Annotated in this window: 18 protein-coding genes; 6 read left to right on the forward strand and 12 right to left on the reverse strand. The window is 61.6% G+C overall.

Annotated features, from left to right (window positions below):
- Nucleotides 1–26: 26 nt before the first annotated feature.
- From L6D82_RS18060 to L6D82_RS18105, 10 genes are all read right to left on the reverse strand, one after another.
- Nucleotides 27–1,661, reverse strand: coding sequence for an ABC transporter ATP-binding protein (locus L6D82_RS18060; protein ID WP_102687617.1), 1,635 nt, complete (start codon nucleotides 1,659–1,661; stop codon nucleotides 27–29).
- A 1-nt stretch (nucleotide 1,662) separates the two neighbouring features.
- Nucleotides 1,663–2,685, reverse strand: coding sequence for an ABC transporter permease (locus L6D82_RS18065; RefSeq protein ID WP_085745482.1), 1,023 nt, complete (start codon nucleotides 2,683–2,685; stop codon nucleotides 1,663–1,665).
- A complete protein-coding gene (locus tag L6D82_RS18070) occupies nucleotides 2,685–3,749 on the reverse strand; it encodes a microcin C ABC transporter permease YejB (protein ID WP_236190718.1) in 1,065 nt (354 codons plus the stop codon). The genes L6D82_RS18065 and L6D82_RS18070 overlap by 1 nt, the downstream gene beginning before the upstream one ends.
- Nucleotides 3,736–5,586, reverse strand: a complete 1,851-nt coding sequence (locus L6D82_RS18075; protein WP_236190720.1) for an extracellular solute-binding protein — start codon at nucleotides 5,584–5,586, stop codon at nucleotides 3,736–3,738. Before L6D82_RS18075 ends, L6D82_RS18070 begins: the two co-directional genes overlap by 14 nt.
- A gap of 114 nt (nucleotides 5,587–5,700) precedes the next feature.
- Complete coding sequence (locus L6D82_RS18080; RefSeq protein ID WP_236190722.1) at nucleotides 5,701–8,355, reverse strand: TonB-dependent receptor; 2,655 nt, start codon at nucleotides 8,353–8,355, stop codon at nucleotides 5,701–5,703.
- 118 nt (nucleotides 8,356–8,473) lie between these two features.
- Nucleotides 8,474–8,977 carry an RES family NAD+ phosphorylase gene (locus L6D82_RS18085; RefSeq protein ID WP_236190724.1) on the reverse strand — a complete coding sequence of 168 codons (504 nt, stop codon included), beginning with the start codon at nucleotides 8,975–8,977 and terminating at the stop codon, nucleotides 8,474–8,476.
- Nucleotides 8,974–9,465, reverse strand: coding sequence for an antitoxin Xre/MbcA/ParS toxin-binding domain-containing protein (locus L6D82_RS18090; protein ID WP_236190848.1), 492 nt, complete (start codon nucleotides 9,463–9,465; stop codon nucleotides 8,974–8,976). The genes L6D82_RS18085 and L6D82_RS18090 overlap by 4 nt, the downstream gene beginning before the upstream one ends.
- 254 nt (nucleotides 9,466–9,719) lie before the next feature.
- Nucleotides 9,720–12,644, reverse strand: a complete 2,925-nt coding sequence (locus L6D82_RS18095) for a TonB-dependent receptor (RefSeq protein ID WP_236190733.1) — start codon at nucleotides 12,642–12,644, stop codon at nucleotides 9,720–9,722.
- A 91-nt stretch (nucleotides 12,645–12,735) separates the two neighbouring features.
- Nucleotides 12,736–13,683 (reverse strand): FecR domain-containing protein, encoded by a 948-nt coding sequence (locus L6D82_RS18100; protein WP_085745476.1) that lies wholly within the window; start codon nucleotides 13,681–13,683, stop codon nucleotides 12,736–12,738.
- Nucleotides 13,680–14,186: a sigma-70 family RNA polymerase sigma factor gene (locus L6D82_RS18105; protein WP_011334510.1), complete on the reverse strand. Its 507-nt coding sequence runs from the start codon at nucleotides 14,184–14,186 to the stop codon at nucleotides 13,680–13,682. The genes L6D82_RS18100 and L6D82_RS18105 overlap by 4 nt, the downstream gene beginning before the upstream one ends.
- Nucleotides 14,187–14,484: 298 nt before the next feature.
- Between L6D82_RS18105 and L6D82_RS18110 the strand changes: the two genes are divergently transcribed.
- The 4 genes from L6D82_RS18110 (at nucleotide 14,485) to L6D82_RS18125 (ending at nucleotide 19,455) form a co-directional block, all read left to right on the forward strand.
- The gene (locus tag L6D82_RS18110; protein WP_134022384.1) at nucleotides 14,485–16,203 is read left to right on the forward strand and encodes a hydrogenase maturation protein; all 1,719 of its coding nucleotides are present in this window, start codon (nucleotides 14,485–14,487) and stop codon (nucleotides 16,201–16,203) included.
- 60 nt (nucleotides 16,204–16,263) lie between these two features.
- Nucleotides 16,264–17,127, forward strand: coding sequence for a LysR family transcriptional regulator (locus tag L6D82_RS18115; RefSeq protein WP_085610473.1), 864 nt, complete (start codon nucleotides 16,264–16,266; stop codon nucleotides 17,125–17,127).
- A 109-nt stretch (nucleotides 17,128–17,236) separates the two neighbouring features.
- Entirely contained in the window at nucleotides 17,237–18,382 is a 1,146-nt protein-coding gene (locus L6D82_RS18120; protein WP_102687608.1) for an SRPBCC family protein, read from the forward strand.
- A complete protein-coding gene (locus tag L6D82_RS18125; RefSeq protein ID WP_236190735.1) occupies nucleotides 18,379–19,455 on the forward strand; it encodes an SMP-30/gluconolactonase/LRE family protein in 1,077 nt (358 codons plus the stop codon). Before L6D82_RS18120 ends, L6D82_RS18125 begins: the two co-directional genes overlap by 4 nt.
- 15 nt (nucleotides 19,456–19,470) lie before the next feature.
- Here the strand turns inward: L6D82_RS18125 and L6D82_RS18130 are convergent, their stop codons facing one another.
- Together L6D82_RS18130 and L6D82_RS18135 are read right to left on the reverse strand one after the other, a co-directional pair.
- Entirely contained in the window at nucleotides 19,471–19,641 is a 171-nt protein-coding gene (locus L6D82_RS18130; protein WP_236190737.1) for a hypothetical protein, read from the reverse strand.
- A 109-nt stretch (nucleotides 19,642–19,750) separates the two neighbouring features.
- On the reverse strand, nucleotides 19,751–19,993 hold the full coding sequence (locus L6D82_RS18135; protein WP_007959466.1) for an HP1242/YdcH family protein: 243 nt from the start codon (nucleotides 19,991–19,993) through the stop codon (nucleotides 19,751–19,753).
- Nucleotides 19,994–20,198: 205 nt separating this feature from the next.
- On the opposite strand from L6D82_RS18135, the gene L6D82_RS18140 reads away from it, so the two are divergent.
- Entirely contained in the window at nucleotides 20,199–20,720 is a 522-nt protein-coding gene (locus L6D82_RS18140) for a DUF4142 domain-containing protein (RefSeq protein ID WP_085695913.1), read from the forward strand.
- A gap of 240 nt (nucleotides 20,721–20,960) precedes the next feature.
- Nucleotides 20,961–21,812 carry an STAS domain-containing protein gene (locus L6D82_RS18145; RefSeq protein WP_102687605.1) on the forward strand — a complete coding sequence of 284 codons (852 nt, stop codon included), beginning with the start codon at nucleotides 20,961–20,963 and terminating at the stop codon, nucleotides 21,810–21,812.
- The last annotated feature ends 2 nt before the right edge of the window (nucleotides 21,813–21,814 follow it).

Raw genomic sequence — 21,814 nt, forward strand, 5'->3', positions numbered from 1 at the left:
TCCTTGTATGAGCGGAACCGCGAAATTTACCGGATCTGCCCTGTGGGCGAAAGGCTGGCCTCCTGCCTGCCCGTCTCTGCCGTGATAGGTGTCACAAACGATGCAGCCAGCAGCTCCCGCGTATACGGGTGCCGAGCCGAATGAAACAACCCCGCCGTTTCACCACGCTCCACCACCTCGCCATCCTTCATCACGATCAGATCGTGGGCCAGCGCCCGCACCACCGCCAGGTCATGACTGATGAACAGATAGGTCAGCCCGTGCTCCTCCTGCAACCGGCGCAATAGCGCGACGATTTGTTTCTGCACCGTGCGATCCAGCGCCGAGGTCGGCTCATCCAGCAAAATCAGATCCGGCTTGAGCACCAGCGCCCGAGCGATGGCGATGCGTTGCCGTTGCCCGCCGGAAAACTCGTGGGGATAGCGATGACGCGTCGCCGGATCGAGCCCGACTTCCTTCAGTACATCGATCACCGCCTGCTCGCGCGCCTGCGCATTTAAATCACTGTGCACCTGCAAACCTTCGGCAATGATCTGCTCCACACACAAGCGCGGGCTAAGGCTACCAAACGGGTCCTGAAACACCACTTGCAGGCGTTTGCGCAACGGGCGCAATTGTTTGCCGCTCAGTTGCTCAAGCGACTCACCCTTGAAGCGGATGCTGCCGTCGGCGTCGATCAGGCGCAGGATCGCCTGACCCAGCGTGGATTTACCCGATCCGGACTCACCGACAATGCCCAGCGTCTTGCCCCGCTGCAGGTTCAGATCGATGCCATTGACCGCGTGCAGATACGACTTGGCCCGCAGCCATCCGCCACCCAACGGAAAACGCACATGCAGATCGCGAACTTCGAGCAAATCCTCCGCCGCATCACGGCACAGCGCCGCGCCGCCGGGTTCGGCGTTGAGCAATTCGATGCTGTAGGGATGCTGCGGCGCGCGGAACAATTGCTCGCAGCTTGACTGCTCAACGATTTCGCCCGCGCGCATCACCGCCACCCGCTGAGCGATGGTGCGCACCAGATTCAGGTCGTGACTGATGATCAGCAGCGCCATGCCCAACCGCTGTTGCAGTTCCTTGAGCAGCAACAGAATCCTGCGCTGGACCGTGACGTCGAGAGCCGTGGTCGGCTCATCGGCAATCAGCAACTGCGGTTCGCACGCCAACGCCATGGCGATCATCACCCGCTGCCGCTGCCCGCCGGAGAGCTGATGCGGATACGCTTTCAGCCGCTCGCGCGGTCGTTGAATGCCGACCAGTTCCAACAGTTCCAGAATCCGTTTGCGCGCCGCCGCGCCCGCCAGGCCTTTGTGCAGCGCCAGGCTTTCGCCGAGTTGGCGCTCGATGCTGTGCAACGGGTTGAGCGAACTCATCGGCTCCTGAAAAATCATTGCGATGCGGTTGCCGCGCAGTTGCCGCAGATAGCGCTCGTGCACACCCAGCAGCTCTTCGCCGCCATAACGGATGCTGCCGTCGATCTGCGTGATGTTCGGGTCCAGCAGTTGCAGAATGCTGTGGGCCGTCACTGACTTGCCGGAACCCGATTCGCCCACCAGCGCCAGGCATTCCCCCGGGCAAATGTCGAGGTCGATGCCGTGCACCACTTCCTGCCCTTTGAACGCCACCCGCAGGTCGCGTATTTCGATCAGATGTTCACGCATATCAAGTCCTGGGGTCGAAGGCATCACGGCAGGCTTCGCCGATGAATACGAGTAGAGAAAGAATCAGCGCCAGGGCAAAAAATGCCGTCAGGCCCAACCACGGTGCTTGCAGATTGTTCTTGCCCTGACCGATCAACTCGCCCAGCGAAGCGCTGCCGGCGGGCATGCCGAAGCCGAGAAAATCCAGCGCCGACAACGTCGCAATCGCTCCGGTCAGAATGAACGGCAGATACGTCAACGTCGCACTCATGGCGTTAGGCAGAATGTGCCGCACGATCACCTGTGCATCGCCGACACCCAGCGCCCGCGCCGCTTTCACGTACTCAAGCCCCCGGCTGCGCAGGAACTCGGCGCGCACCACGTCCACCAGACTCAGCCACGAAAACAGGGCCATGATCCCCAGCAACCACCAGAAGTTCGGCTCGACGAAGCCCGACAGAATGATCAGCAGATAGAGCACCGGCAGCCCCGACCAGACCTCCAGCAGACGCTGCCCGAGCAAGTCGACCCAACCACCGTAATAGCCCTGCAAGGCACCGGCGGCGATACCGATCAACGCGCTCACCGCCGTCAACGCCAGGGCGAACAACAGCGAGACCCGCGTGCCGAATATCACCCGCGCCAGTACGTCCCGCGCCTGATCGTCGGTGCCCAGCCAGTTTTCAGCGGTGGGCGGGCTCGGGGCCGGTTCAGTGAGGTCGTAGTTAGCCGTGTCGTAGCCGAACGGGATCGGCGCAAACCACATCCGTCCGCCCTGCCCCTCGATCAATTCACGCACCTGGGCACTGCGGTAGTCGGGCTGGAACGGCAGCTCGCCGCCGAAATCCTGCTCGGTGTAGCGCTTGAACGCCGGGAAATACCACTCGCCCTGATACGTCACCAGCAACGGTTTGTCATTGGCGACCAGTTCGCCGCCCAGGCTCAGGCCGAACAGCGCGAGAAACAGCCATAACGACCACCAGCCGCGCCGATGGGCCTTGAACCGCGCCCACCGGCGCTGTCCGATTGGAGAAAGCGTCGGCATCAGGCAGTCCTCGCGGTGAAGTCGATGCGCGGATCGACCAGCGTGTAACACAGGTCGCCCAGCAGTTTTATCAGGAGCCCGAACAGGGTGAAGATGAACAGCGAGCCGAACACCACCGGGTAATCCCGTGACACCGCCGCTTCGTAGCTCAGGCGGCCGAGCCCGTCGAGGGAGAAGATCACTTCGATCAACAATGAGCCGCCGAAAAACACCGTGACCAACGCCTGAGGCAATCCGGCCACCACCAGCAGCATCGCGTTGCGAAACACATGCCCGTACAACACCTGTCGTTCACTCAGGCCCTTGGCCCGGGCCGTGACTACGTACAGCCGCGAGATCTCGTTGAGGAAGCTGTTCTTGGTCAGGATCGTCAGCGTCGCAAAACCGCCGATCACCAGCGCACTGACCGGCAACACCAGATGCCAGAAGTAATCGGCGACCTTGCCCCACAGCGACAGCTCGGCGAAGTTGTCCGAGACCAGCCCGCGCACCGGAAACCAGTCCAGCGCCGTACCGCCGGCGAACACCACGATCAGCAGCAGCGCAAACAAAAAACCCGGCATCGCGTAGCCGATGATGATCGCCGCACTGCTCCAGACATCGAACGCCGAGCCGTTGTGCACCGCCTTGCGGATGCCCAGCGGAATCGACACCAGATAAGTGATCAGCGTCGCCCACAAACCCAGCGACAGGGTCACCCGCAGCTTCTGCCAGATCAGCTCGGTCACCGACGCGCCCCGGAAGAAACTCTTGCCGAAATCCAGTCGCGCGTAGCTCTTGAGCATCAGCCACAAGCGCTCACCGGCACTTTTGTCGAAACCGTACTGACGCTCGATCTCGGCCACCAGTTTCGGGTCCAGGCCACGGGTCGCGCGGGACTCGCCGCCAATGCTTTCGACATGGCTGGCACCCACCGCCGCACCGACACCGATCCCCTGCAATCGGGCGATAGCCTGCTCGACCGGGCCACCGGGCGCGGCCTGCACGATCACGAAGTTCACCAGCAGAATCGCCAGCAAGGTTGGCACGATCAGCAGCAGACGCCGCAGGCTATAACCCCACATGGGCGTACTCCTTTTGCTGTTGCTGCATTTGCGTCGCGGTCAGCGCGGTCGGGCTGATTTCCCACCAGGTGTCGAGGCCGGCGTCGTACAGCGGCGCAATCGTCGGGCGACCGAAACGGTTCCACCACACCGTGGAAATCCCCGGCGGGTAATAGTTGGGAATCCAGTAGTAGCCCCACTGCAACACCCGATCCAGGGCATGGGCGTGGCGCAGCAGACTTTCACGGTTGTCGGCCTGGACCACGCCTTCGAGCAGCGCATCCACCGCCGGATCGCGCAGCACCATGTAGTTGTTGGAGCCAGGATCATCGGCGCCGTCGGAACCGAAATAATTGAACAGCTCGCGCCCCGGCGCCTGACTCACCGGGTAACCGACGACGATCATGTCGTAGTCGCGGCTGCGTACGCGGTTGGTGTATTGAGCGGTGTCGACCTGACGAATATCGAAGCCGATGCCGATCTGCGCCAGATTGCGCTTGAACGGCAGCAGCAGACGCTCGAAGCCCTTCTGACCGTTGAGAAAAGTGAATTGCAACGGCTCGCCGGCGGCATTCACCAATTGATCGCCACGGGGTTTCCAGCCGGCGGACTCCAGCAATTTCAGGGCCTGCAACTGCTGCGCTCGGATGTTGCCGCTGCCGTCGGTGCGCGGCGCCTCGAACACCTGGCTGAAGACTTCATCGGGAATCTTGCCGCGCCACGGTTCGAGGATTTTCAGTTCTTCGGCATCCGGCAGTTCGGTGGCCGACAACGCGCTGTGGGAAAAGAAGCTGCGCTGACGCAGGTACATGCTGCGCATCATCTGCCGGTTGCTCCATTCGAAATCCCAGAGCATGGCAATCGCCTGCCGCACCCGACGATCCTGAAACATCGGCTTCTGCAGATTGAACGCAAACCCCTGGGCACCTTGCGCGGCGCCGGGTGCGAGGTGTTCGCGCAGCAACTTGCCCTGCTCCAGCGCCGCGCCAGCGTAACCGATGGTGTAACTGGTGGCAGAGAACTCGCGGTTGTAATCGAAGCCGCCGGCCTTGAGCACCTGTCGCGACACATCGGTGTCGGCAAAAAACTCCACGCTCAACTGATCGAAGTTGTAGAGCCCGCGAGTGATCGGCAGATCCCTGGCCCACCAGTCCTTGATCCGCTGGAATTTCACGCTGCGCCCGGCGTCCACCGCGCTGATCTTGTACGGTCCGCTGCCCGGTGGAATCTCGAAGCCTGCGCCATCGGCGAAATTGCGTGTACGCCACCAATGCTCGGGCAACACCGGCAACGTCGCCAGATCCAGCGGCAAGGTACGGCTCTCGTTGTTCTTGAACACGAAACGCACCTGGGTCGGCGACTCGACCTGCACCTCGGCGACATCGCGAAATTGCTGGCGATACTTGAGGCTGCCCTGAGTGGTGAACAGCTCGAAGGTGTAGCGCACGTCTTCGGCGGTGATCGGCGTGCTGTCCTCGAACCGAGCCTTGGGATTCAGGTAAAAACGCAGCCAGCGCCGGTCCGCGTCCAGCTCCATCCGTTGCGCGACCAGACCGTAGACGCTGTAAGGCTCGTCCTTGCTGCGATAAGCCAGCGGCGCATAGAGCCAGCCGTCGATGTCGGCAACGCCGGTGCCTTTGTCGATGTAGGGAATCAGGTGATCGAACGGGCCGCTCTCCAGCGAAGAGCGGCGCAAGGTCCCACCCTTGGGCGCGTCGGGATTGGCGTAGGCCAGGTGCTGGAAGTCCGGGGCGTATTTCGGGGCTTCGCCGTAGACCGTGAGGGCGTGTTGTGGCGCGGCAAACAGCGCCGGGCTCAGCAACAGACCGACGCTGAACAGAATGACTCTGGAAAACATGGGCAGATCCTTTCACCACGTGCCTGCCTGACTGTGATGTGCAACAGGCCGGGACTTTTTATAGGGCGGGGTTTAGAACGATGTGTTACTAAAACCCGCCCTGACCGATCATTCTCAGAACTTGTAATTGACCCGCGTATACAGCGTGCGGCCAAACGGGTCGCCGTATTTCGGGTCGTAACCGCTCTGGAACGTGTAGGTCTGGTTGCTGAATGGTGGTTCGCGGTCGAACAGGTTTTTCACCCCGAGCGTCACCGCCAGGGTCTTGCGCCAGGTGTAGGTGCCGGCCACGTCCCAGACGTTGTACGAACCGACGTAATCGTGGGTCTCGCGATCCGAGTCGTGGTAACCGCTGGTGTAGCGGTTGGTCAGGCTCGCGCCGAGCGGGCCGTAGTTCCAGCTGCCGGTCAGGCTGTGACGCCAGCGGGCCACGGCGCCGGCCGAGGCAAAGTCGCCGCCGCGAAAGTCGCCGAGCTTGTCGATGTAATCGCCCTTGAGCTGCTGCTGATAGTCGTAACGGGTGACGTAAGTGCCTTGCAGACCAATGCCGAAATCGCCGTACGGGGTGCTCGGCAGGCGGTAGTCGAAACTCACGTCGACGCCGTTGGTCTTGATCTTGCCGAGGTTGGCCAGGCCAGTGACGATGTGATCGATGGAGCCATCAGGCTTGCGGATCAAACGCCCCGGGTACAGCTCCGGGTTCTCGAACACCGCCGATTCGGGGAATTCGGCGATCTGGTTGGCGATGTCGATCCACCAGAAATCCAGCCCGGTGGTCAGGCGATCAAATGGCTGATAAACGAAACCGAGGGTGACGTTGCGTGCGGTTTCCGGGCTCAAATCGGTGTTGCCGCCGGAGGTACGGTTGAACTGCTGGGCACAGTCGCGGTTGGCAATGCCGCCGTTACTCGGGTTGCCACCGGCGCAAAGGCGCGGGTCGTTGTAGTTGGCATTGGTGAACGAGGTGAACGTCGGGTTGTACAACTCATAAAGCGACGGCGCACGGAAGCCTTCACTGTAGGCACCACGCACCACCAGCTCCTTGAACGGCTGGAAGCGGAACGAATATTTCGGATTGGTGGTGCTGCCGAAGTCGCTGTATTTATCGTGGCGCACGGCGGCGGACAATTCAAGACTGTCGAGCACCGGCACGTTGACTTCGGCGTACTGCGCCGAGACGCTACGATCCCCTTGCACACTGCCGTTGGGATCCACACCCAGGCTCTGCACGTCGCCGGCAAACGCGGCGAAATCCTGATGGAAGTCTTCCTTGCGGTACTCACCGCCCAGCGCCAGTGCCGAAGGCCCTGCACCGAACCAGTCGCCGATCTCGCGGCTGATACGCCCGTCAATCGCCTTGACCCGGCCCACCGCCGTCGAGTAATCACCGTCCACACTGTTGGCTGCCAACAAGGCCGAACCGGCAGCGGTCTGCGGACCGAACGGGTTGATCACACCGTCGGCAATACCCTGGCTGACGGCGCGGTCGTTCACATAACCACTGCGAATCGTGTTGACCACCTTGTTCTGGTTGTACGACGCGCCGAGGTTGTAATCCCACCCCACCAGCGTGCCGTCGAAGCTCAACAGCAGACGCTGACCGGTGTTGTCATCTTCATGCTGACGGGCACCGACGGCGGTTTCACGCCAGTTCACGTCCACTGGCTGCGTCGGGTCGAGGGCAAAACCGCTCGGGCCGGGCGTAATGCCGTTCCCCGGATAGAACGCGGTGCCAGGATTGACCTGATTGCCCATCAAAGTGCCGGGCCCGATCTGCGTTCGGTTTTCGTTGCGCGCCCAGAAGTATTCGAGGCTGACGTTGTGATCGTCCGACAGCTTGCCGGTGGCTTTGGCGAAGGCCGAGGTCTTCTCGGTTTCCGGCACCAGATCGAGGTAGTTCCACAGGCTCTGGCGGCAGATACCATTGCGCGACAGCAGCCCCGGCGCATTGCAACCGGAACCGGCCAATGGGTTGGTGGCGTTGCTACCCTGGCTCCAGTTGGCGGGCGACGCCGTGCCGGAGGTGTAATCGAGGCCGCGCCCCGGCTGGTAGTTATAGGTGTAACCACGATCGTCGGCGGCCAGGCGATTCTGCTTGTCGTAGCTCACCACGCCGAAAACGTTGAAGCGATCGTCCTGCAAATCACCAAAACCCCAGCTGCCGCTGAAGTTGCGGCTTTCACCGCCACCGGAATGGGTCGGGGTGTCGTAATTGGTGCTGATCTGACCTTCGGTGAGGCTGGTCTTGGTGATGAAGTTGATCACCCCGCCGATGGCATCGGTACCGTACAGCGCCGAGGCGCCGTCGCGCAGCACTTCCACCCGGTCGATGGCGGCGAACGGAATGGTGTTGAGATCGACGCCGGAGCCGTTGATCGCATTGGTCGCGTTGTTGCTCAGACGCCGACCGTTGAGCAGCACCAGGGTCTTGTTCGGGCCGATCCCGCGCAGGTCAGCGTAAGACGCCCCGCCGCTGCTCGACCCCACCGAGCGCCCGGAGCCTACCGAAGACTGGTTGGCCGAGATGCGATTGACCAGCTCTTCAGTGGTGGTCACGCCCTGCTTCTGCAACTCCTCGACGCGAAGGATGGTGACCGGCACGGCGGTTTCGGCATCGACCCGGCGAATCGCGGTGCCGGTGACTTCGACCCGTTGCAGTTGGGTGGTCGGCTCGTTGGCCGTGCTGTCGGCAGCGATGGCCGGCAACGTGTTGATCGCCAGCAGCAAGGCCAGGCTCAAAGGGGATTTAACGGGTGAAAAATGGATCATGAACAGCCATCCCTGCGTTTTGGTTTATGCAGGGATGTGCGATGGCGGATGTTGATTTATAGAGCGCGATTTAGACCGTTGGGTGCTGAGGTTATGCAAAATGCAGCATGACGCTGCATCAGACCAACGCCATTTCCCTGACCAGTCGGGTATCAAGGCTGAACCGCTCCTGCGAGACCATCTTGAACTGCCCCTCTGCCAGGTCACAACTCACCAGCAAGTTCCACGAATGCCGGGTTGCCGCCGAGGGAATCAGTACAAACGGATGTTCAGCCAGTAAAGCGTCGGCAAACAATCGCTGATTGGGTGACGGCCGTGCAGGGCTCACCCAGTAAGGGTTCGGCACTTCTTCGGGCTGCACGATTTTCACCTTCGCGTCGCTGATGACCTCAAAGCACGTCAATACATAAGGTTCGCTGTCCAGGGCATCAAAACTGCGGTTGGCTGCCACCTCAAGAATGGCCGAGGAAGGATCGACGGATGCGTAGACGACGCGTCGTCCTGGTATGTTCCATCGACCGCCTCTGAGCTTTGACCCCATCCCGCTGTCCCACGTCCCTCCATAAACCTCGCGATCCAGCCGCCACGCATACCAATGCTCGTCCCACGGCAATGGGTTCATGGGTAAACCCCGTAGATAAGCTGACTCAGATACTGCTCCACCATCTGAAAACCCAATGGATGCAGGGTCAATTCCAGCGGCACATGACCGTAAAAATAGGTAGAGGGTTTCTGCAGCCAGTCCTCCGCCCGTGGTTGCCCCCCGAAGGCCCGAATGGCTAACTCCAGCACCAATGCATATTGGTAGGCGATGACACTCTGCTGCGGGTCAAGCCGTACCGGTTTGCCTTCCTTCAGCAGCCGCCTTACCGTTCTGACCGACTTGCCAGTGATGAGTTTGACCATGTCGCCTTGCTGATAAAGCTCGGAGGTTGAAAGCATGTCGACGACGTCGTTCAGCTCGAAACCCTCATCGGTAAGCTGAATAATCAGCAGGGAGTCATCACCGATGTTCCGGCCATGCACGAGCAATTCGACAGGCTTGCCCTCGACTTTCTTCAAACCCGCCAACCGGGGCATTTTTGCGCTGGGCAAGGCGACATCCTCCATGGGGCACCTGGCACGATCATCGCGCCACTGATGGCGAGCGGAATAAGCAGGCGTTTCGTATTCGAGGTGTGCAGTTCGCATGATCAATCCATTATCAGAGGCCTGAGTGATAAGGCCGTTAACGACTTCAATGTCATCGCCGATGCTATAGATCACGCTTCCGACGGCCAACCTTAAAAATTCGTCGGAAATATCCCCGTTTTCGCCCAAAGTCCGGCAACTTCCGTAGGACGCTGCCTGACGCCATTCCGTCCTCAACTGCCGAAGTGATAACTCACATCCAGCCACCACTGGCGCCCGTACGGGTCGTAGTTGCCGGTCGGGTAATACGGCCAGCCCGCCGAGTCGTCATGCTTGACCTGATTGAGCACGTTGTTCACGGTCAGCCCGACACTCGCCCGGTCGTTGAGTTTGTACCGTGCACTGGCGTTGAACACCGTCCACGGCGACAGGCGCCCGTCGCCCGCGCCGTTGGTGACCGAGCCGTAACGAATCCCCATCAGCGTTGCCGTGGCCTTCTGGTAATCCCAGGTCAGGCTGGCGTTGACCTTGCTGCGCCAGTCGTAGTTGGTGCGCGAGGTGCGCCAGTCCTGGGTCGGTGCTTCGTCCGATTCCTTGTAGTAATGCGAGAGCACCAGGGTGTAGCCCAGCGCCGAACTGAACGCGCCGTACTGCCCGGCGCCCCAGCGGATGTTGCTCTTGAAGTCCAGACCGCTGACCCGTTCGCTGGCGGCGTTGATCGCGTTCACCCGCACCCGCTGCAACTGATTGGGATCGACGGCGGCATTGCCGGGATTGCGATCGACGCGTGCCAGGGTCGACTGGCAGTTGGCCGAGTTGATGTCCTGGGTGCCATTGCGGCATTCGTTCTCTTGCTGCAACAGGCGGTTTTCGTCGACGGTGGTCAGCAGGTCATCGATCTCCACTCGCCAGAAATCGGTGGAGAAATCGAAATTGCGCGACGGCGACCAGACGAAACCGTAGGTCCAGGATTTGCCGCGTTCGGATTCCAGATCCGCCGTGCCGCTCTGGGTGTAATCGACGCGCCCACGGTCACAGGCGCCCTCCACGCCCTGGCTGCAACCGTAATAGTCGATCTGCGCCGGGTAGTAGCCGTTGCTGTCGGACTGATAGATGTAGTTCAGGTCCGGGGCGCGGAAACTGGTGCCGTAGCTGCCGCGCACCAAAAGGCTGTTCACCGGCCGCCATTCCAGGCCGAGGTTGTAGGTTTTCTGTTGTTCGGTGCGGCCGCTGAATTTGTATTGGTCCCAGCGCCCTGCCGCTGTGGCCAGCACCGTGTCGGTGACAGGAATGCTGAACTCGCCACCGGCCGCGTAACGCTTGCGCGAACCGCCGGAGCTTTGCGCAGGAGTCACGCCGTAGAAACTGCCGTCGTTGAGACTGTCGTCCGGGTCGATGCGATATTCCTGTTTGCCCGCCTCCAGTACCCCGGCGAATCCCACCGGACCGGCGGGCAGGTCAAACAACTCGCCGTTGACCGACGCGTTGTAACTGGTGGAAACCGACTTGCTGCTCTGGGTCAGGTTGCCGCGAAACTGCTCCCATTCCTGCGGCGTCAGTGGCCGGTCGAGGCGCGAGGCATCCGGCGCGAACACCGGATAACCGTCGCGGGTGCCCAGCTGCGGGCCGAGGTAGAAATCCTGGATCGACGACAGCGGCGTGTATCGCGTGGTGCGCACGCTCTTGTATTCGGACCGGTTGGCCGCCAGTTCATAATTCCACCCGGTGTCGGCGATCTTGTCGGAGAGGCCGAGGGTGCCGGTCCATGAAGTATCGCGCCATTTACTGTTGTTGCTCGTGCGCCCGCCGATTTCCTCTTCACCGAAACGCCGATACCAACGCTCCAGATTGCCGCTGTTCTGGTTGATGAAATCCGGCGAAGTGAAGGTCGGGCCACGGGTGTTGTTCTGGATGTGATCGAGGCCGTACATCAGATCGGCGAAGACCTGGCCGCTGTCGCTGAAATGCCAGGTGCCACGGGTGTAGCCGTCGTAGTTTTCCTTTTGCGTCTGCACCGTCCAGTAATCGTTGTACATCTGGTCGGTGCGGCAACGTCCGCCGCTGTTGAACAGCTTGTTGTCGAACGTGCCCTGATAGGCGCCGCAACCTGGCCCCAGATAGCGATTGTTGGTCAGGTCGCGACGGTAGCCGACATCCGCCAGCGGTCCGCTCTGCATGAAGCCGCGATCATCGGCCCAGATCGGATCGCGGTTGGTCAGTTCAAGTCCGAACAAACCGTCGAAGTCGCCCCAACTGCCGCCGCCGCTGATCTGCAAACGCTGGTTGTCGCCGCCGCCGCGCTCGCTGGTGCCGCCCTTGAGGTTGACGTCGACGCCATTCATTTTGTCCTTGAGGATGATGTTCACCACCCCGGCAATCGCATCCGAACCGTAGATCGCCGACGCGCCGCTGCTGAGCACTTCGATGCGGTCGATGATCGCCGACGGAATGTTCGCAAGGTTGGTGAAGTTGACCTTGCCGTCGTACGGCGTCGGGTAATCGGCGACCCGCCGGCCATTGATCAGCACCAGCGTGTGGTTGGGACCGAGGCCACGCAGGTTGAGGGCGCTGGCCGCCGGTTGCCAGGTGTTGCCGTAGTCTTCGCCCTGGGTCATGCCGGTGTTCTGGGTTTGCGTGGCGAGGGCGTCGAAGACGTTCTTGTAGCCGCGCGCTTCCATTTCTTCGTGGGTGATGACGTTGACCGGCGTCGCACCATCGCTCTGCGCCCGGGCGATCCGCGAGCCGGTGACGGTGACTTTTTCCATTCGGTAATCGGCGCTGCTGGCGGGCGCCACGGCAGCCGCCTTGACCGGCGCGGCGCTCGGCGCATCGGCCGGGCGAATGCTCAGGCCCTGGCTGCCCTGCTCGACTTGCAGACCGCTGCCGATCAGCGCTTTCTCTACCGCCTGACGGCCACCCAATGCGCCGCGCACCGCACTGCTGCGCTTGCCCTGCACCAGATTCTGACTGAAGGAAATCGGCATGCCGGTCTGCCGCGAGATGTCCAGCAGCACCTCGTCGAGAGCCCCGGCGGCAATGTCGAAGGTAAACACCTGAGCGGCAGCGTCTTGAGCCAGAACGGTGGCCGGGACAATGCCCGTCGCCAGCACGATGGCCAGCGTCAGGCGGGACAATTGTTGTTGTTTGAATGAGAACATCGAGGGGCTTCCCTGTTGAAGGCGTCTGCAGGGAATGAGCAGCGGGCCGGCGCTTTTTATAGGGGGACGGATAGACCGGGAAGTTATGGATTTATAACCGTGCTTCGATGCTGACCCAGTACGGGTTGTGCCAGGTGACGCGGATCGGCAGCGAACGCTCCAGTAGTTGCAGCGTGCGGTCGCTGTCGTCCAGCGGATAGAGACCGCTGAGGCGCAAACCGGCGACCTCGGGGCTCAGGTGCAGGATGCCGCGACGGTAGCTGCGCAGGCTGTCGATGACTTCGCTCAAAGGGCGATCACGCACTTCAAGCCGCCCTTGCACCCAGGCACTTTCCTGTCCTTTGCTGCGTTCCAGCGCGAGGATTTCCTGTCTGTTGAACAGCAGACTTTCGCCGGCCTCCACCACTTGCCGCGCGCCGCTGGCGGTGACCACTTCGACCTGTGAATGCAGCATCACCAGCCGCGTTGAATCGTCACCGCGCTGCACCAGGAATTTGGTCCCGAGCGCACGCATCCGCCCGTGCTCGGTTTCGACCACAAACGGTCGGGCCAGATTTTTCGCCACATCGATCAGCAGCTCACCGCTGCGCAAGTCCAGCAAACGTTCGAGATTGTTGAAGCGCGGCACCACGCGGCTGCGGGCATTGAGGGTCAGAGCGCTGCCATCCTCCAGCGTGAATTCCCGACGCTCGCTGGTACCGGTCGACAACTCGCCAGCCTCGGGCAACCAGCCATAACGTCGACCGAGCAAACCGGCCAGCACCGCGATACCGAGCACACTCAAACTGCCACTGAGGAATCGGCGTCGACTGGACGGTGCATTCAAGCTGTGCAGCACACTCTCACGCGGCAAGCCGCGCAGGTTCGAATGGCGCAGCAGATTCAGCCCGCCACCCATTTGCTCGATGATCTGCTGATGCCGTGGATCCGCCGTGCGCCAGGCGTCGAAGGCCGCACGCTCCTGCAAGCTGACGTGCCCCGATTGCAGCAGTGCCATCCATTGCGCGGCTTCGTCGATCAGCGTTTCGTCCGGCCTCATGCCTGCATCGCCTGATAGCAACGCTTGAACGCTTCGACCATGTATTGCTGCACGCGGCTGGTGGACACGCCGAGGCGTTCGCCGATTTCGCTGTAGGTCAGGCCGTCGAGCTGGTGATAGAGAAACGCAGCCTTGGCCTTGGCCGACAAACCATTGAGCAAGCGATCCACCGCCAGCAGCGTTTCGATCACCAACTCCCGTTCCTCGGGCGACGGATGCACCGGTTCCGGCGCCAGTGCCAGGCTTTGCAGGTAAGCGCGCTCCAGATCCTGCCGGCGCCAGCCTTCATAGACCAGCCGCCGGGCAATCGTGGTCAGCAGCGCGCGGGGTTCGCGAATCGCCAGCGGATCGGGCAGCGCCAGGACCCGAAGAAAAGTTTCCGAAGCAATGTCCTGTGCGCTGTGCGGGCAGCCGAGGGTACGGCTGACCGCTGCGCACAACCATCGGTAGTCCTTTTGGAACATTTGCCCGATGACCTGGTAATGCGGGTTGTGACTCCCCATGCCTTACTCCCTGAAAACGGGCTCCACCCGCTGCGAAAATCCATGGATACGCCGGGATCTTCCGGCGGTGATCAGGGGTGCGACTGTGCTATAGCGCCTGAGACATTTGAAGTAATAAAAAATCAGGATCAGCAAACCTTTGAGAATAAGGCACGTCGTCGCCACGGCAACATTGGCTGACACAACGTTGATCTCGATCAGTGGCGCCAGCCACGCCAGTCTCTAACCTTGAGCCTCCATCGATAGCCACGGACGGCTCACCGGGAGCCTGCGGCTGACCTTTCAAGGAAGAGCAATCATGCGATCACTCAACATCATTCTTCTGTCGTCGGCGTTCAACGGCCTGACCCAGCGTGCCTGGCTGGAACTGCGTCAGGCCGGGCATTCACCCAGCGTGGTGCTGTTCACCGATGAAGCCGCCGTGTGCGAGCAGATCGAAAACAGCGGCGCTGACCTGGTGATCTGCCCGTTCCTCAAGGATCGCGTTCCCCACGCGCTGTGGAGCAATCCGCAGCGTCCGGTGGTGATCATTCACCCCGGCATCGTCGGCGATCGCGGTGCCAGCGCACTGGACTGGGCGATCATGCGCGAGCTGCCGTCCTGGGGCGTGACCGCCCTGCAAGCGGTAGAGGAAATGGATGCCGGCCCGGTCTGGGCCACCTGCGAATTCAACCTGCCAACGGGGCTGCGCAAATCCGAGCTGTACAACGGTCGGGTCAGCGACGCGGCGATCCGTTGCATCCGTGAAGTGGTGGAGAAATTCATCGACGGCTTCGAGCCGGTGGCGCTGGATTACAACGATCCGACAGTGCGCGGGCGCTTGCAGCCGAACATGAAACAGGACGACCGCACCTTCAGCTGGCACGACTGCTCACGCTTCATCAAGCGCTGCATCGATGCGGCGGACGGCCAGCCCGGCGTACTTGCCAGCCTCGCCGGCGGGCAGTATTACGTGTACGACGCGCACCTCGATCAGCGCACCGGCATGCCCGGCGAGATTCTCGCGGTACACGACGACGCGGTGTTGGTGGCGACCGGTGATCACAGCCTGTGGATCGGCTCGCTGCGACGCAAACCGCAACCGGGCGAAGAAACCTTCAAGCGTCCGGCGCGGCATGTGCTGGCCGGAAAACTGGCGCACGTGCCGGTGCTGGACTGGTCGATTGCCAACGCACCGTTCAGCGACGAGCCGTATCAGCCGATCCGTTATCGCGAGTCAGGCCGGGTCGGCGAGTTGACGCTGGAGTTCTACAACGGCGCGATGAGCACCGAGCAATGCCGGCGTATGGTCGAGGCGCTGCGTTGGGCCAAATCACGCGACACTCAGGTGCTGTTGATCAAGGGTGGACGCGGCAGTTTTTCCAATGGCGTGCATCTGAACGTGATCCAGGCCGCCGAAGATCCGGGTGCCGAAGCCTGGGCCAATATCCAGGCCATCGATGATGTGTGCGAAGAATTACTCAGCGCGCGGCAACTGGTGGTCAGCGGGGTCACCGGCAATGCTGGCGCCGGCGGTGTGATGCTCGCCCTGGCGGCTGACATCGTGTTCGCCCGTGCTGACATCGTGCTCAACCCGCATTACAAGAGCATGGGCCTGTACGGCTCGGAATACTGGACTTACAGCCTGCCCCGCGCCGTCGGCCCGGCGATGGCGGAACAATTGACCCAGGCCTGCCTGCCGGTCAGCGCTGCGCAGGCGCTGCAACTGGGCATGGTTCAGGAAATCGGCCCGCGCTGCCCGGACGAGTTCTCGCTGTGGCTGCTGCAACGGGCCAACAGTGTGCTGAGCGATCCGACCTATGCAGCGGTGCGGGAGCGTAAGTTGCGGGTCGATCATGTGCTGATCCGCCAATGCCGCGAGGCGGAGCTGCAAGAGATGCAGGAAGACATGCTGTACAACCGCAATCAGTTCGCCGAGAAGTGCCGCAACTTCGTCTACAAACGCAAGACCTGCTGTACGCCGGCGCGGTTGGTGGAGGAATGGGCTCGGGTGCGTGAAGTCGAAGTGGCTGACTGAACGATGACGCGGTCCCGGGGCTGCCCGTACAATGCGCGCACCTCAACCACCGGCCCGCCCATGGACATCGATCTCGCCCGCACCTTTCTGGAAATCGTCCGCCACGGCAGCCTCGCCGCGGCGGCGGAAAAGCTGTTCGTCACGCAGACTGCAATCACCGCCCGGGTCCAGAAACTCGAAAGCCAGTTGGGCAGCACGCTGTTCGTGCGCAACCGTGCCGGTGCGCGGCTGACCGCCAACGGCGAGGCCTTCGTGGTCTACGCCAATCAACTGGTGCAGACCTGGGAAGCGGCGCGCCGCGACCTGCCCTTGCCCGAGGGCTATCACAACGTGCTGCACATCGGCGGCGAGGTCAGCCTGTGCAACCCATTGATGCTCAGTTGGGCTGCCGAGCTGCGAGAGAAAATCCCCGGCCACGCCTTGCGCATGGACATCCGCGACGGCGAAAACCTGCTGCGCCAGCTCGAACTGGGCGTACTCGATGCCGCGCTGGTCTATCAACCGGAATACTGGCCAGGACTGCAGGTCGAGCAGGTGCTGGAAGAGAAACTGATTCTGGTGACCACGCCGGGCCGCCCTGCCCCTTACGTGTACATCGACTGGGGCCCGGACTTCCGCCGCCAGCACGACGCAGCCCTGCCGGAAAAAGCCAAGGCTGCGCTGAGCTTCAACCTCGGCCCGCTGGCCCTGCAATACATCCTCGAGAACGGCGGCAGCGGCTATTTCCGGACCCGGGTCGTGCGCACCTATCTGGAAAGCGGCGCGCTGGAGCCGGTGACCAAAGCCCCGGAATTCGGCTACCCGACCTACCTCGTCTACTCCCGTGACCGCGACTCGGCGATCCTGCAACAGGCGTTCGATCTGCTGCGCGAAGTGATCAGGGCCGATGACGACTGGTCGCAGCGCTGGAACCCGTTGAGCTGACGGCCGCTATGCACCGGAGCATGGCACTTGTGACCTGAAGGTTGCCCCTGCACAAACGGCGGGATCGGCTACGCTGCCGGGATAACGACAATATCCGCAGGTGACCGCAGTGAGGCAGACCACCGAGGCTTTTCGCAGCCGCTACCGTGCGGCGATCCATCCCCGCTACAACCCGTGGCTGCACGGCGCGTTCGTGCTGCTGTTCGGTGTGTTGGCCATCGGCGCGTTCTGGAGCAGCGTGCACCAGGTGCAACCGCTGGAATGGCTGACCGTGCCGCTGACTCTGCTGTTCTTCAATTTCGGCGTGTACATGGTGCACCGCCACCTCGGCCACCACAAAAAGAGCTTCGCCCGGATGTTCTATGCCCGGCATGCCGGCGATCATCACAGCTTCTTCACCCCCGGCCACATGACCTACGACGGCGCCCGCGACTGGCGGGTGATTCTGTTCCCGGCCTGGCTGATCGTGCTGCACACGCTGGCAATCACCCTGCCTCTGTGGTGGCTGTTTGCGCAGGTCAACAGCAACGTCGCCGGGCTGTTCGGCGGCTGCATGGTGTTCGGTTACCTGACCTATGAAGTGTTTCACGCCTGCGAGCATCTGCCGCCGCAGAACCCGCTGACCCGCCTGCCGTGGATCCGCCAGATGCGCCGTCTGCACGAGCTGCATCACCGTCGCGAGCGCATGCAGGAGCGCAATTTCAATATCGTTTTTCCGCTGATGGACTACCTGTTCGGCACCCTCTACTGGGAGCCGGAAACCGCCCCTCTGACCGATTCGAGAACGCCCATGACCCGCATGCAGCACACCGTCGACATTGCCGGCGATCCGATCGCCGTCCTCGCCTACGCCGCCACCGTCAGTCGCTGGCCGGAGTGGCATCCGTCTTCACTGAAGATCGACGGCCCCAGCGGTGCGCTACATGCCGGTGCGCGATTCGACGAGGACATTCACGCTGGCGGGCGTGAGGGGCATTTGCGCTGGGAGGTCACCGAATACCTGCCGGGCCGGCGCTGGTGTGCCCGGGCCCAAAGTGATCAGGGTCTGTCGTTGCGGCTGACCTATGAATGCTCGGCGCACAACGATGCCACTCGGTTTGTACGAACCCTCGATTATCAGTTCGAGGGCATTGGCCTGCGCATTGCCAACCACTTGCTGCTCAAGCGTCGCATCGAGCGCGAATCGGCGGCTTCGATGCTGGCACTGCGTGACATGGCGACCCGGCACCTCGCTCTCGCGGGAGCCCACGTGTGAGATGGCGTTATCTGCTGTTGCTGCTGATTGTCGGCGTTCTGGCCTTTTTGTTGTTGATGCCGACCAAGGTCGAGCCCGTGGCCTGGACGCCGCAACCTGCGCCCTCGCTGACCGAAGGCCAATTCGCTGACAACCAGCGACTCAAGGGCGCGGCACAAGTTGGCCCAAGTGACATCGAAGGCCCGGAAGCGCTGCTGCTGGAAAACGACTTTCTGATCACCGGGCTGCACGACGGACGCCTGCTGCGCACCAGCCTCGACGGCCAGCAGCGCAAAGTGCTGGCGGATACCGGCGGCCGGCCGCTGGGGCTGGCGCGGCATCCCAACGGTTTGCTGGTGATCGCCGACGGGGTCAAGGGTTTGCTGTCCCTTGATGCACAGGGGCAACTGGTGGCGCTGACCACCGAAGCCAATGGCCTGCCGTTCGGGTTTACCGATGACGTGGCCATCGACAAGTCCGGGCATTACGCCTACTTCAGCGATGCCACGAGTCGCTGGGGTTACGGCCACGATGGCGAAGCGATCATCGAGCATGGCGGCGACGGACGCCTGCTGCGTTATGACTTCCAGACCGGCAAGACTGTCGTGCTGCTCGACAAACTGGAATTCGCAAACGGCGTGACGCTCGGCCCCGATGACGCCTATGTGCTGGTCAACGAAACCGGCGCCTACCGCATCAGCCGCTATTGGCTGACCGGGCCCAAGGCCGGCACCCATGACCTGTTCATCGACAACCTGCCGGGGCTACCGGACAACCTCGCGTTCAACGGCCGGGACCGTTTCTGGGTGGCGCTGTACACACCGCGCAATCCGCTGCTGGATCGCACGGCTGAACTCCCGTTCGTACGCAAGATGATCGTGCGGGCCATGACTGTACTGCCCAAACCGGTGGAGAAGCGCGGGTTCGTGCTGGGCCTGGATCTGGACGGCAAAGTGATCGCCAATCTGCAGGATGCCAGCGCCGGCAATTACTCGCCGATCACCACGGTGCGCGAGTATGGCGAGTGGTTGTATTTCGGCTCGTTGAAGGCGACGCACATGGCGCGGCTGCCGTTGGAGGCAGCCTTGAAGTGAGGCGATGGCAGACGATCAGTTGCTGGACCGATCAAACTTGTCCGGATCTTCATCCTCCGGCACCTCGTCGACCTTACGTTTTTCTTCGGGGTGGCGAACGGTATGCGCCGGACTGTTCGGCTCTGGATGCGTCGGAACCGGGTCGAATGCACCCTGCTCTTCACTGGGGAATTTTGGATCGTTCATAAGGCACCTCGTTGAGAGTCGCAAAGTGAAGACTCTGAACATTCGAGGTGCCGGTCGGGGCTGTCGTTCCAGTCTTTTCACCACCGAGTACCGGTGGCGCGACTGACGGTCAGGTTCGAGCCTGCAACTGCTCGACGATCTTGTCTTTGACCTGCAGGCGTTTCTCTTTGAGTTTCTTCAGGGTGTCGTCGCTCGGCGCATCCGAGGTCGCCGTCTCGGCCTTGACGACTTCGGCGTCCGCCTGGGAATACTTGTTGATCAGTGCATCCAGATGTGGATCCGCGGTGCGTCGCTGCTGGATTTCTTCCTTTGTCAGTTTCAAGTCCTGTAACAAATCATGGGTCACCGGCATGGAACACCTCCGTCAGTTGATCGGTAGCCAACGCGACCGATTGCGCTGGCCAGGTATCAGAATGGCCTCGGTTGACCGGTTCTGTCGACCACCTGTCAGACCAGCGGTGCCCGTTCGTCGCCCTGTCGCAAATGCGATAAAACCTTTGGTCGGCCAATTCCCTCCATTGAATAACGCTCACAAAAACCTGCGTGGAGAAACACCAATGGACGGATTCAAACTGCGTCATCTTTTCCTGGCCGTTGCGTTGAGCACCGGCATGGGCTCGGCTTTCGCCGCCACCGACAATGACTTCGTCGACAACGCCGCTGCCGGCGGCATCGCCGAAATCGAAACCAGCCGCCTGGCGCTGGAGAAGAGCCAGTCGGCCGACATCAAGGCCTTCGCCAACATGATGATCACCGACCACGGCAAAGCCAACGATGAACTGGCGACGATTGCCAAGGCCAACGACATTGAAGTGCCGGACACCACGACCCTGGTCAAACAGGCCAAGGAAAAAATCCTCGACATGCGCGATGAGTCGTTCGATGCCGCCTATGCCAACAATCAGGTGAAGGCCCACGAAGAAACCATCGAGCTGTTCAAGAAACAAGCCAACACCGTGACCGATGACAAGGTCAAAGGCGCCACCGAACTCAAAGCCTTTGCCCAGAAAATGTTGCCGGGGCTGGAAAAACACTTGGCTGCCGCCAAGGAATTGCAGGCCAAGCACCCAAGCAAGTAACCGCAACACACCTCAAGAGGCCGCCTCCATTGGACGCGGCCTCTTTGCGTTGGGGCCTTGTTGCAGGCAAAAGATCAGCATTCCCGGCCACGCCGACTAGAGTTACCGGTGCGTTCCTTGCGGTAGATCAAAAATATCCTCGCGGGAACGAACAACTATTTCGAACGGCCAGGGTCATTCACTTCGCGCCGGTCATTTTCCGAAGAACCGGCCCCCAATTCGCAATGGAGCAACAGGCACATGGCAGCACTGCAGAACAGCACACTCGATGCGATGAAAAACAAACAGTCACAACTGCTGGGCGAATGGATCAACGGACTGCAAGCCAGCGGTGCTACCCGCAACCTCAAAGAACACGACATACAGCAACAGACCGGCGAATTCCTGCAACTGGTGGTCAGTGGCCTGGAAAACGACAGCGGCACCAACATCGCCGCGCCGGGCTGGGAAGGCATGCGCCAGTTCCTCGAAAAACTCTCCCACAGCCGCGCCCAGCTCGGTCAGGATTCGCAGCAGACTGCCAGCTTCATTTTCTCGCTCAAGGGCCCGCTGTTCGCCCTGCTGCAAAACCATTATCAGGACCAGCCCGCCCTGCTCGCCGAACAGCTTTGGGAAATCTCCGAACTGTTCGATGCTTTCGGCCTGTACACCATCCGCACCTTCCAGAAGTCCCGTGAAGCAGTGATCAAGCGCCAGCAGGAAGAACTGCTGGAGCTGTCGACCCCGGTGGTCAAACTGTGGGATGGCGTGCTCGCGCTGCCGATGATCGGCACCCTCGATTCGCAACGCACCCAAGTGGTGATGGAATCGCTGCTGCAACGCATCGTCGACACCGGTTCGGAAATCGCCATCATCGACATCACCGGCGTGCCGACCGTCGACACGCTGGTGGCCCAGCACCTGCTCAAGACCGTGACCGCGATCCGCCTGATGGGCGCCGATTGCATCATCAGCGGCGTGCGTCCGCAGATTGCCCAGACCATCGTCCATCTGGGCCTGGATCTGCAGGGTGTGGTCACCAAAGCCAATCTGGCCGACGCACTGAAGCTGGCCCTGACCCGTCTGGGCATCACCCTCACCAAGACGGTCTGAAC

The sequence above is a fragment of the Pseudomonas paraglycinae genome, from assembly GCF_021601625.1.
Taxonomy (GTDB): Bacteria; Pseudomonadota; Gammaproteobacteria; order Pseudomonadales; family Pseudomonadaceae; genus Aquipseudomonas; species Aquipseudomonas paraglycinae.

Excerpts from the sequence above, each read along its gene's own strand:
- L6D82_RS18060 (WP_102687617.1), bottom strand. The coding sequence starts at position 1,661 with ATGCGTGAACATCTGATCGAAATACGCGACCTGCGGGTGGCGTTCAAA.
- L6D82_RS18065 (WP_085745482.1), bottom strand. The coding sequence starts at position 2,685 with ATGCCGACGCTTTCTCCAATCGGACAGCGCCGGTGGGCGCGGTTCAAG.
- L6D82_RS18070 (WP_236190718.1), bottom strand. The coding sequence starts at position 3,749 with ATGTGGGGTTATAGCCTGCGGCGTCTGCTGCTGATCGTGCCAACCTTG.
- L6D82_RS18075 (WP_236190720.1), bottom strand. The coding sequence starts at position 5,586 with ATGTTTTCCAGAGTCATTCTGTTCAGCGTCGGTCTGTTGCTGAGCCCG.
- L6D82_RS18080 (WP_236190722.1), bottom strand. The coding sequence starts at position 8,355 with ATGATCCATTTTTCACCCGTTAAATCCCCTTTGAGCCTGGCCTTGCTG.
- L6D82_RS18085 (WP_236190724.1), bottom strand. The coding sequence starts at position 8,977 with ATGAACCCATTGCCGTGGGACGAGCATTGGTATGCGTGGCGGCTGGAT.
- L6D82_RS18090 (WP_236190848.1), bottom strand. The coding sequence starts at position 9,465 with ATGGAGGATGTCGCCTTGCCCAGCGCAAAAATGCCCCGGTTGGCGGGT.
- L6D82_RS18095 (WP_236190733.1), bottom strand. The coding sequence starts at position 12,644 with ATGTTCTCATTCAAACAACAACAATTGTCCCGCCTGACGCTGGCCATC.
- L6D82_RS18100 (WP_085745476.1), bottom strand. The coding sequence starts at position 13,683 with ATGAGGCCGGACGAAACGCTGATCGACGAAGCCGCGCAATGGATGGCA.
- L6D82_RS18105 (WP_011334510.1), bottom strand. The coding sequence starts at position 14,186 with ATGGGGAGTCACAACCCGCATTACCAGGTCATCGGGCAAATGTTCCAA.
- L6D82_RS18110 (WP_134022384.1), top strand. The coding sequence starts at position 14,485 with ATGCGATCACTCAACATCATTCTTCTGTCGTCGGCGTTCAACGGCCTG.
- L6D82_RS18115 (WP_085610473.1), top strand. The coding sequence starts at position 16,264 with ATGGACATCGATCTCGCCCGCACCTTTCTGGAAATCGTCCGCCACGGC.
- L6D82_RS18130 (WP_236190737.1), bottom strand. The coding sequence starts at position 19,641 with ATGAACGATCCAAAATTCCCCAGTGAAGAGCAGGGTGCATTCGACCCG.
- L6D82_RS18135 (WP_007959466.1), bottom strand. The coding sequence starts at position 19,993 with ATGCCGGTGACCCATGATTTGTTACAGGACTTGAAACTGACAAAGGAA.
- L6D82_RS18140 (WP_085695913.1), top strand. The coding sequence starts at position 20,199 with ATGGACGGATTCAAACTGCGTCATCTTTTCCTGGCCGTTGCGTTGAGC.
- L6D82_RS18145 (WP_102687605.1), top strand. The coding sequence starts at position 20,961 with ATGGCAGCACTGCAGAACAGCACACTCGATGCGATGAAAAACAAACAG.